The 9456-nt window shown below is 66.2% G+C and carries 8 protein-coding genes and 1 tRNA gene; all 9 read right to left on the bottom strand.

Annotated elements, in window-relative coordinates:
* Positions 1–12: 12 nt before the first annotated feature.
* The gene (gene rpoB, locus JG616_RS10400) at positions 13–4170 is read right to left on the bottom strand and encodes a DNA-directed RNA polymerase subunit beta (protein WP_199363287.1); all 4158 of its coding nucleotides are present in this window, start codon (positions 4168–4170) and stop codon (positions 13–15) included.
* A gap of 229 nt (positions 4171–4399) precedes the next feature.
* On the bottom strand, positions 4400–4771 hold the full coding sequence (rplL, locus tag JG616_RS10405) for a 50S ribosomal protein L7/L12 (RefSeq protein ID WP_199363284.1): 372 nt from the start codon (positions 4769–4771) through the stop codon (positions 4400–4402).
* A 65-nt stretch (positions 4772–4836) separates the two neighbouring features.
* The gene (gene rplJ / locus JG616_RS10410; protein WP_199363282.1) at positions 4837–5361 is read right to left on the bottom strand and encodes a 50S ribosomal protein L10; all 525 of its coding nucleotides are present in this window, start codon (positions 5359–5361) and stop codon (positions 4837–4839) included.
* A gap of 348 nt (positions 5362–5709) precedes the next feature.
* Positions 5710–6408 (bottom strand): 50S ribosomal protein L1, encoded by a 699-nt coding sequence (gene rplA / locus JG616_RS10415; RefSeq protein ID WP_199392498.1) that lies wholly within the window; start codon positions 6406–6408, stop codon positions 5710–5712.
* A 4-nt stretch (positions 6409–6412) separates the two neighbouring features.
* Complete coding sequence (gene rplK / locus JG616_RS10420) at positions 6413–6841, bottom strand: 50S ribosomal protein L11 (protein WP_199363277.1); 429 nt, start codon at positions 6839–6841, stop codon at positions 6413–6415.
* Positions 6842–7019: 178 nt separating this feature from the next.
* Positions 7020–7601 (bottom strand): transcription termination/antitermination protein NusG, encoded by a 582-nt coding sequence (gene nusG, locus JG616_RS10425; protein WP_199363275.1) that lies wholly within the window; start codon positions 7599–7601, stop codon positions 7020–7022.
* Positions 7602–7606: 5 nt separating this feature from the next.
* Positions 7607–7990 carry a preprotein translocase subunit SecE gene (gene secE / locus JG616_RS10430; protein WP_199392499.1) on the bottom strand — a complete coding sequence of 128 codons (384 nt, stop codon included), beginning with the start codon at positions 7988–7990 and terminating at the stop codon, positions 7607–7609.
* 24 nt (positions 7991–8014) lie between these two features.
* A tRNA-Trp gene (locus tag JG616_RS10435) sits at positions 8015–8090 on the bottom strand.
* Between the two features lie 169 nt (positions 8091–8259).
* On the bottom strand, positions 8260–9450 hold the full coding sequence (tuf, locus tag JG616_RS10440; protein ID WP_199363292.1) for an elongation factor Tu: 1191 nt from the start codon (positions 9448–9450) through the stop codon (positions 8260–8262).
* Positions 9451–9456: the final 6 nt, after the last annotated feature.

Consider the following 9456-nt stretch of genomic DNA (forward strand, 5'->3'; position numbering starts at 1 on the left):
CGGCTGGCGTCCTCAGTTCTCTTCCAGCTCCATGTTGATCGCGAGCGAACGGATTTCCTTGACCAGCACGTTGAAGGACTCGGGCATGCCCGCGACCATCTCGTGTTCGCCGTCGACGATGTTCTTGTACATCTGGTTGCGGCCCTGCACGTCGTCGGACTTCACCGTCAGCATTTCCTGCAGGGTGTAGGCGGCGCCGTAGGCTTCCAGTGCCCAGACTTCCATCTCGCCGAAGCGCTGGCCGCCGAACTGCGCCTTGCCGCCCAGCGGCTGCTGGGTGACGAGCGAGTACGGACCGGTGGAACGCGCGTGCATCTTGTCGTCGACCAGGTGGTTGAGCTTGAGCATGTGCATGTAGCCCACGGTCACCTTGCGCTCGAAGGCATCGCCGGTGCGGCCGTCGTACAGCTGCGCCTGGCCACTGGTCGGCAGGTCGGCGAGTTCCAGCATCTGCTTGATCTCGACCTCCGCCGCGCCGTCGAACACCGGGGTCGCCATCGGCACGCCGCCGGTCAGGTTCTTCGCCAGCGTCAGCAGCTCCTCGTCGGAGAACTGCTTCAGGTCCACGCGCTGCCCGTGCAGCTTGTTGTCGTGGTTGTAGATCTGGTCGAGGAACTTGCGCAGCTCGGCCACCTTGGCCTGCGCCTGCAGCATCTCGTCGATCTTCCTGCCCAGGCCCTTTGCAGCCCAGCCCAGGTGGACCTCGAGGATCTGGCCGATGTTCATTCGGCTCGGCACGCCCAGCGGGTTGAGCACGATGTCCACCGTCTCGCCGTTGGCCATGTGCGGCATGTCCTGCACCGGGACGATGGTCGACACGACGCCCTTGTTGCCGTGGCGGCCGGCCATCTTGTCGCCCGGCTGGATGCGGCGCTTCACCGCCAGGTAGACCTTGACCATCTTCAGCACGCCCGGTGCGAGGTCATCGCCCTGGGTGATCTTGCCGCGCTTGTCCTGGAAGCGGCGCTCGAATTCCTCCTCGTGCACCTGCAGCTGCTTGGCGGCGCGCTCGATCGCGTCGGCGGCGTCGTCGTCCTTCATGCGCAGCTGCAGCCAGTCGGACTTCTTCAGGCCGTCCAGCACCAGCGACGACACGGTGTCGCCCTTCTTGACGCCGGGGCCGCCGTTGGCGGTCTTGCCCAGCAGCTGCTCGCGCAGGCGGGCGTAGATCGCGCCCTCGAGGATGCGGAACTGGTCGTCGAAGTCCTTCTTGACGGCCTTGATCTCGCTTTCCTCGATCTGCTTGGCGCGCTTGTCCTTCTCGATGCCGTCGCGGGTGAAGACCTGCACGTCGATGACGGTGCCGTCCATGCCGGGCGGCACGCGCAGCGAGCTGTCCTTCACGTCCGACGCCTTCTCGCCGAAGATCGCGCGCAGCAGCTTCTCTTCCGGGGTCAGCTGGCTTTCGCCCTTGGGCGTGACCTTGCCGACCAGGATGTCGCCGGCGCGCACTTCGGCGCCGATGTACACCACGCCCGACTCGTCGAGGCGGTTGAGCGCCTGCTCGGAGACGTTCGGGATGTCGGCCGAGATCTCCTCCGGACCCAGCTTGGTATCGCGGGCGACGGCGGTGAGCTCTTCGATGTGGATCGTGGTGTAGCGGTCTTCCTTGACCACGCGCTCGGACAGGAGGATCGAGTCCTCGAAGTTGTAGCCGTTCCACGGCATGAACGCGACCAGCATGTTCTGGCCCAGGGCCAGCTCGCCGATGTCGGTCGAAGGACCGTCGGCCAGCACGTCGCCGCGCGCGACCACGTCGCCCACGTTGACCAGCGGGGTCTGGTTGATGCAGGTGTTCTGGTTGGAGCGCGTGTACTTGATCAGGTTGTAGATGTCGACGCCGGCATCGGTCTCGCCGGAGATCTCGTCCTCGTTGACCTTGACCACGATGCGCGCGGCGTCGATCTGCTCGATCACGCCGCCACGGCGCGCGTTCACCGTCACGCCCGAGTCGCGCGCCACGGCGCGCTCGATGCCGGTGCCGACCAGCGGCTTCTCGCTCTTCAGCGTCGGCACGGCCTGGCGCTGCATGTTCGCGCCCATGAGCGCGCGGTTGGCGTCGTCGTGCTCGAGGAACGGAACCAGCGCCGCCGCGACCGACACGGTCTGCATCGGCGAGACGTCCATGTAGTGGATCTCGCTTGGCGGCTTCAGCAGGTTCTCGCCCTGGAAGCGGCAGGCGATGAACGGCGCGTCGAGGTTGCCGTTGTCATCCTGCGGCGCGCTCACCTGCGCGATGACGTACTCGTTCTCCTCGATCGCCGACAGGTACTCGACGTCGTCGGTGACCTTGCCGTCCACGACCTTGCGGTACGGCGTCTCGAGGAAGCCGTAGCCGTTGGTGCGCGCGAACACGGCCAGCGAGTTGATCAGGCCGATGTTCGGGCCTTCCGGGGTCTCGATGGTGCAGACGCGGCCGTAATGGGTCGGGTGCACGTCGCGCACCTCGAAGCCGGCGCGCTCGCGGGTCAGGCCGCCCGGGCCAAGCGCCGACACGCGGCGCTTGTGGGTGACCTCGGACAGCGGGTTGTTCTGGTCCATGAACTGCGACAGCTGCGACGAACCGAAGAACTCCTTCACCGCCGCCGCGACCGGCTTGGCGTTGATCAGCTCCTGCGGCGTCAGGCCATCGGCCTCGGCCATGGTCAGGCGCTCGCGCACCGCACGCTCGACGCGCACCAGGCCCACGCGGAACACGTTCTCGGCCATCTCGCCGACCGAACGCACGCGACGGTTGCCGAGGTGGTCGATGTCGTCGACCACGCCGCGGCCGTTGCGGATCTCGGTCAGCACCTTCAGCACGTCGAGGATGTCGGAGCTGTCGCCGTTGGCCTGGCGCAGGCGCGCGGAATCGTCGTCCTTGCGCTCGGCGAAGTACTTGGCGTCGTACAGCACCGGCGAACCGGTGGTTTCCTTGCGGCCGATGCGGCGGTTGAACTTCATCCGGCCCACGCCCGACAGGTCGTAGCGCTCGAAGGTGAAGAACAGGTTGTGGAACAGGTTCTGCGCGGCATCCTTGGTCGGCGGCTCGCCGGGACGCATCATGCGGTAGATCTCGACCAGGGCCTCGAGCTGGGTCCGGGTTCCGTCGATGCGCAGCGTGTTGGACAGGTACGCGCCGCGGTCCAGGTCGTTGGTCCAGATCGTGCCCACGGCCTCGATGCCCGCCTTGCGCAGGGCTTCCAGCATCTCGTCGGTGATCTCGTCGTTGGCCGAGGCGATCAGCTCGCCGGTGGCGGCGTCGACGACGTCATGCGACAGCACGCGGCCCACGAGGTAGGCATCCGGCACGGCCAGGGCTTCGATGCCCGAGTCGGTCAGCTGCTTGACGTGGCGCGCGGTGATCCGGCGGCCGGCCTCGACGATCACGCGGTCGCCATCGGCCAGGTCGAAGTCCAGGGTCTCGCCGCGCAGGCGCTCGGGCACCAGCTCGAGCTGCACGCCCTCTTCGGGATCGATGTGGAAGTGGTTGATCTCGAAGAACTCGTTGAGCATTTCTTCGTTGTTGTAGCCGAGCGCGCGCAGCAGCACCGAAACCGGCAGCTTGCGGCGGCGGTCGATGCGGGTGAACAGCGCGTCCTTCGGGTCGAACTCGAAGTCGAGCCACGAGCCGCGGTACGGGATGATGCGGGCGCTGTACAGCAGCTTGCCCGAGCTGTGGGTCTTGCCACGGTCGTGGTCGAAGAACACGCCCGGCGAGCGGTGCAGCTGGGAGACGATGACGCGCTCGGTGCCGTTGACGATGAAGGTGCCGTTGCCGGTCATGAGCGGGATCTCGCCCATGTAGACCTCCTGCTCCTTCACGTACTTGATGGCCTTCGACGACGACTCGCGGTCGTAGATCACCAGGCGCACGGTCACGCGCAGCGGGGCGCCGTAGCTGAGGCCGCGGTTGCGGCACTCACGCTCGTCGAACACCGGGTCGCCGAGCTTGTAGCCGACGTACTCCAGCGCTGCGTAGCCGTTGTAGCTGGTGATGGGGAATACCGACTTGAGGGCGGCGTGCAGGCCGCGGTCCTCGCGGCGCGCGGGATCGCGGTCGGCCTGCAGGAACTCGCGGTACGAGTCGACCTGGATGGCCAGCAGGAACGGGACCTCGAGGATCGAACGGCGCTTGCCGAAGTCCTTGCGGATGCGCTTCTTTTCGGTGAACGAATATGACGTCGTCATGGGGAGCTACCGCCTTTGGCATCAGCGGGCCGCGCGCGGCGCGACCCAGGGGAATCTGTGAACCGCCAGTTGGAAATCGCTGGTATTGCCGGCACCAGCACGCCATCTCCCGCTACTTCCAACTGCCGACTCGTGTCGGTTCTTGCAACAGTCTCTACAACGGCCGAAGGCCGGGGGCTTTCGCCCCCAGCCCCGGTGGTCGCCGATCACGCTGGCGACGCGACAACGCTTACTTGACTTCGACCGTGGCGCCGGCCGCTTCCAGGTCCTTCTTGATCTTCTCGGCGTCTTCCTTCGAAGCGCCTTCCTTGACCACGCCACCGGCTTCGGTCAGGTCCTTGGCTTCCTTCAGGCCCAGGCCGGTGATCGCGCGGACCACCTTGATGACCTCGACCTTCTTCTCGCCAGCCGACTTCAGCGTGACGTTGAACTCGGTCTGCTCCTCGACGGGAGCGGCGGCGGCGGCCGGGCCAGCGGCCATGGCGACCGGGGCGGCGGCGGACACGCCGAACTTCTCTTCCATCGCGTGGACCAGCTCCATCACCTCGACGAGGGTCTTGCTGCTGATCGCTTCGATGATCTGCTCGTTGGAAAGGGACATCTCGATACCTCTGGTTATCTAATGTTGGAAAACGTCTGTGGTCGGGTGTCGACCGAACTGTTGCCTCAAGCCGCCTTCTGCTGGCCGACCGCGCTCGTAGCGCGGGCGACCTGCGTGGCCGGCTCGGCCAGCACGCGCACCAGCATGGTGGCGGGCTGGACCATGACGCTGAGCAGCATCGACAGCGCTTCGTCACGCGTCGGGAGCGAAGCCAGGACATCCACATGGGTGCCCGGGTACTTCTGCCCGCCGATCGCCACGAGGCGCGGCTTCAGCTTGTCGTTCGCCTTGGCGAACTCCTTGATCAGGCGTCCGGCGGCGCCGGGGTCTTCCTTCGAGAAGGCGTACAGCAGGGGACCGGTCAGCTCGTCCTGGACGATGGCGTAATCGGTGTTCTCCACTGCACGCGAGACCAGCGTGTTCTTCGCGACTTTCAGGTACACGCCTTCGGCGCGCGCCTTCTTGCGCATGCTGGTCAACTGCTCGACGGTCAGGCCCACGTACTCCGCGGCAACCAGCGAGTGCGCCGTCGCGGCGACCTCGGCCAGTTCGGCAACGACTTCCTTCTTCTGGTTCAGATTGAGAGCCATTGCACTTCCTCCGTACTTCGCAATCCGGCCTGGCGCATCCGCGCCGGGCCGGTCCTTTGGCGGCACCAGTCCCTTGGTGCCGGGGACGCCGCAAGCGGCATCCCGTTGGTGGCCGTTTTCCGTCTGGATCGATACGTCTTGATCTTTGGGAGGGTCGGCAACCATCTGCGCAGGCCCGTCCCCGCTCGCGCGGTTCGAGGATTAAGCGCCCTGCGGTGGCAACGACGGCGAATCCATGCCAGTTCGAGCATCCCTGCCCGTCGTCGCTGCCGCGCAGGCCGCGCCTGCGGTCTTTGACGGCTCCGCCTCCGGCCCAAGGCCTTCGGCGATGCCCTCAAAACTTGCTGATTACTTGAACGACAGCGTCGACTGGTCGACGGTGACGCCGGGGCCCATCGTCGAGCTGACCGAGATCTTCTGCAGGTACTGGCCCTTGGCGGTGGCCGGCTTGGCCTTCACCAGGTCGGCCAGCAGGGCCTGCAGGTTCTCCTTCAGGCGCTCGGCGCCGAAGTCGGCCTTGCCGATCGTGCAGTGGATGATGCCGGCCTTGTCGGTGCGGTAGCGGACCTGGCCGCCCTTGGCGTTCTTGACCGCCTCGCCCGGGTTCGGCGAAACCGTGCCGACCTTCGGGTTGGGCATCAGGCCGCGCGGGCCCAGCAGCGTGCCGAGCTTGCCGACCACGCGCATGGCGTCGGGGGTGGCGATCACGACGTCATAGTTGAGGTCGCCGGCCTGCATCTTCTCGGCCAGGTCGTCCATGCCGACGGCGTCGGCACCGGCGGCCAGGGCCTCCTCGGTCTTGGCGCCGGCCGGGGCGAACACCGCCACGCGCACCGACTTGCCGGTGCCCTGCGGCAGCACGGTCGAGCCACGGACCTGCTGGTCCGACTTGCGCGCGTCGACGCCCAGGCGCACGGCCACGTCGACGGCTTCGACGAACTTGGCCTTGCTGTTGTCCTGCACGATCTTCAGTGCGTCATCGATGCCATAGGCCTTGCCCGGAACCACGGCGGCCTTGATGGTCTTCTGTCGCTTGGTCTGTGCCATGTCTTCAGCCCTCCACCGACAGGCCCATCGAACGGGCGGAGCCCTCGATGGTGCGAACTGCTGCTTCCAGGTCGGCCGCCGTCAGGTCGGCTTCCTTCATCTTCGCGATCTCTTCGAGCTGGGCGCGGGTGACCTTGCCCACCTTCTCGGTGTTCGGGCGCTTGGAGCCCGAGGCGACGCCGGCAGCCTTGCGCAGCAGCACCGCAGCCGGGGTCGACTTGGTGATGAAGGTGAAGGTGCGGTCCGAGTACGCGGTGATGATGACCGGGGTCGGAAGACCCGGCTCGAGCTTCTGCGTGGCGGCGTTGAACGCCTTGCAGAACTCCATGATGTTCAGGCCGCGCTGGCCCAGGGCAGGACCGACCGGCGGCGAAGGATTCGCCTGACCCGCCTTGACCTGCAACTTGATGTAACCCACTACTTTCTTGGCCATTGTCCTCTCCGGGTGCGAACGCCTGTCAGGCTCCCCATCGGGCCGGGAATCTCGCGTCCCGGTGTCGCGTTTTCACGCGCAAAGGCCGCCAGGGCGGCGGCCAATGCGAACGCCCGGTTTCCGGGCAGGAAGCCGCGCACTATAGCAGCTTCCGGTAGACCGGCCAAGCGGCCGGGGATCAGGCCTTCTCGACCTGCCCGAATTCCAGTTCGACCGGGGTCGAGCGGCCGAAGATGAGCACGGCCACGCGCAGGCGGCTCTTTTCGTAGTTGACTTCCTCGACCACGCCATTGAAGTCGTTGAAGGGACCGTCGACGACGCGCACCATCTGGCCGGCCTCGAACAGCACCTTCGGGCGCGGCTTCTCGACGCCTTCCTGCACGCGGGCGAGGATGGCATCGGCCTCCTCGTCGCGGATCGGCAGCGGCTGGGCGGCGGTGCCGCCGATGAAGCCCATCACCTTGGGGGTTTCCTTCACCAGGTGCCAGCTCTCGCTGTCGATGCGCGGAATCCCGCCCTCGTCCTGGGTGGCGATCTGGACCAGGACATAGCCCGGGAAGAACTTACGCTCGGAACGGCGCTTCTGGCCGGAGCGCATCTCGATGATCTCTTCGGTCGGCACCATCACGTCGCCGAACTTCTCTTCCATGCCCATGCGCACGATGCGGTCGCGCAGCGCCTGGGCCACCGACTTCTCGAAGCCGGAATAGGCATGGACCACGTACCAGCGCTTGACGATCTCGCTTTCCAAACCGGACATCTCCATCAGTTGCCGAGCAGCAGGCGGATGAGCCACTGGATGACCAGGTCGAACCCGGCCAGCATCAGGCTGATGATCACCACCACGATCATCACCACCCAGCTCATGCGCATGGCTTCCTGGCGCGTCGGCCAGACGACCTTGCGCAGCTCGAAGCGGGCTTCGGACAGGAACTCCCGGGTCTGGAAGCCCTTGGTGCTGGTCAGGAACACGACCAGCGCGGCGGCGACGCCGCCGACCACTGCAAGGACGCGCAGCGGCATCGGCCACTGGCCTTCGAACCAGTAGAAGGCGACGAGCCCGCCGACAAGCAGGAGGCCCGCAACCACGTACCTGGCGATGTCGCCTGCCGAGGCGTGGCTCCTCGAATGTTCAACCCTGCTGTTCAAGTGGCTATCGCCCTCGTTGCGGCATGGCACGCCAGGAGGGACTCGAACCCCCAACCTGCGGTTTTGGAGACCGCTGCTCTGCCAATTGAGCTACTGGCGTGTACAAAAACTTGGCACCTCTTAGACGCCAACGGCGAGCCGCTCCCGACTCGCCCCGGCGTTTACCACAGGCCGCCGGCGTGAGCCGATGGCCGCTGGCGCTATCCGGCCTGCCTGCAGGCCGGATCAACGGCAGCACATATCACGGCGGCAACGCCGCCGGGATAGGCTTACTTGAGGATCTTGGCGACCACGCCCGCGCCGACCGTACGGCCACCCTCGCGGATCGCGAAGCGCAGGCCCTCGTCCATCGCGATCGGGTTGATCAGCGAGACCACCATCTTCACGTTGTCGCCCGGCATCACCATCTCGACGCCTTCCGGCAGCTCGCAGGCGCCGGTGATGTCGGTGGTGCGGAAGTAGAACTGCGGACGGTAGCCCTTGAAGAACGGCGTGTGGCGGCCGCCCTCGTCCTTCGACAGCACGTAAACCTCGGCCTCGAAGTCCGTGTGCGGCTTGATCGAACCCGGCTTGCACAGCACCTGGCCGCGCTCGACGTCGTCGCGCTTGGTGCCGCGCAGCAGCAGGCCGGCGTTGTCGCCCGCCTGGCCCTGGTCGAGCAGCTTGCGGAACATCTCGACGCCGGTGACGGTCGTCTTCTGGGTGTCGCGGATACCGACGATCTCGATTTCCTCGCCCACCTTGATGATGCCGCGCTCGATGCGGCCGGTCACCACGGTGCCGCGGCCCGAGATCGAGAACACGTCTTCCACCGGCATCAGGAAGGTCTTGTCGATGTCACGCTCGGGCTCCGGGATCCAGGTGTCCAGGGCCTCGACCAGCTTGATGATCGCCGGCACGCCGATGTCCGACTGGTCGCCTTCCAGCGCCTTCAGCGCCGAACCGTGGATGATCGGGGTGTCGTCGCCCGGGAAGTCGTACTTCGACAGCAGCTCGCGCACTTCCATCTCGACCAGCTCGAGGAGCTCCGCGTCGTCGACCATGTCGGCCTTGTTCAGGAACACCACGATGTACGGCACGCCGACCTGGCGCGCCAGCAGGATGTGCTCGCGCGTCTGCGGCATCGGGCCGTCAGCGGCCGAGCACACCAGGATCGCGCCGTCCATCTGCGCCGCACCGGTGATCATGTTCTTGACGTAGTCGGCGTGCCCGGGGCAGTCGACGTGCGCGTAGTGGCGGTTCGGGCTCTCGTACTCCACGTGCGAGGTCGAGATCGTGATGCCACGCGCCTTCTCTTCCGGCGCCTTGTCGATCGCGTCATAGGCGTGGAATTCGCCGCCGAAACGCTCCGCACCGATCTTCGTCAGCGCCGCCGTCAGCGTCGTCTTGCCGTGGTCCACGTGACCGATCGTGCCCACGTTCACGTGGGGCTTGGTGCGCTCGAACTTACCCTTGGCCATGATTGC

The organism is Luteimonas sp. MC1895, assembly GCF_016457215.1.
In the GTDB taxonomy this organism is placed as follows: Bacteria; Pseudomonadota; Gammaproteobacteria; order Xanthomonadales; family Xanthomonadaceae; genus Luteimonas.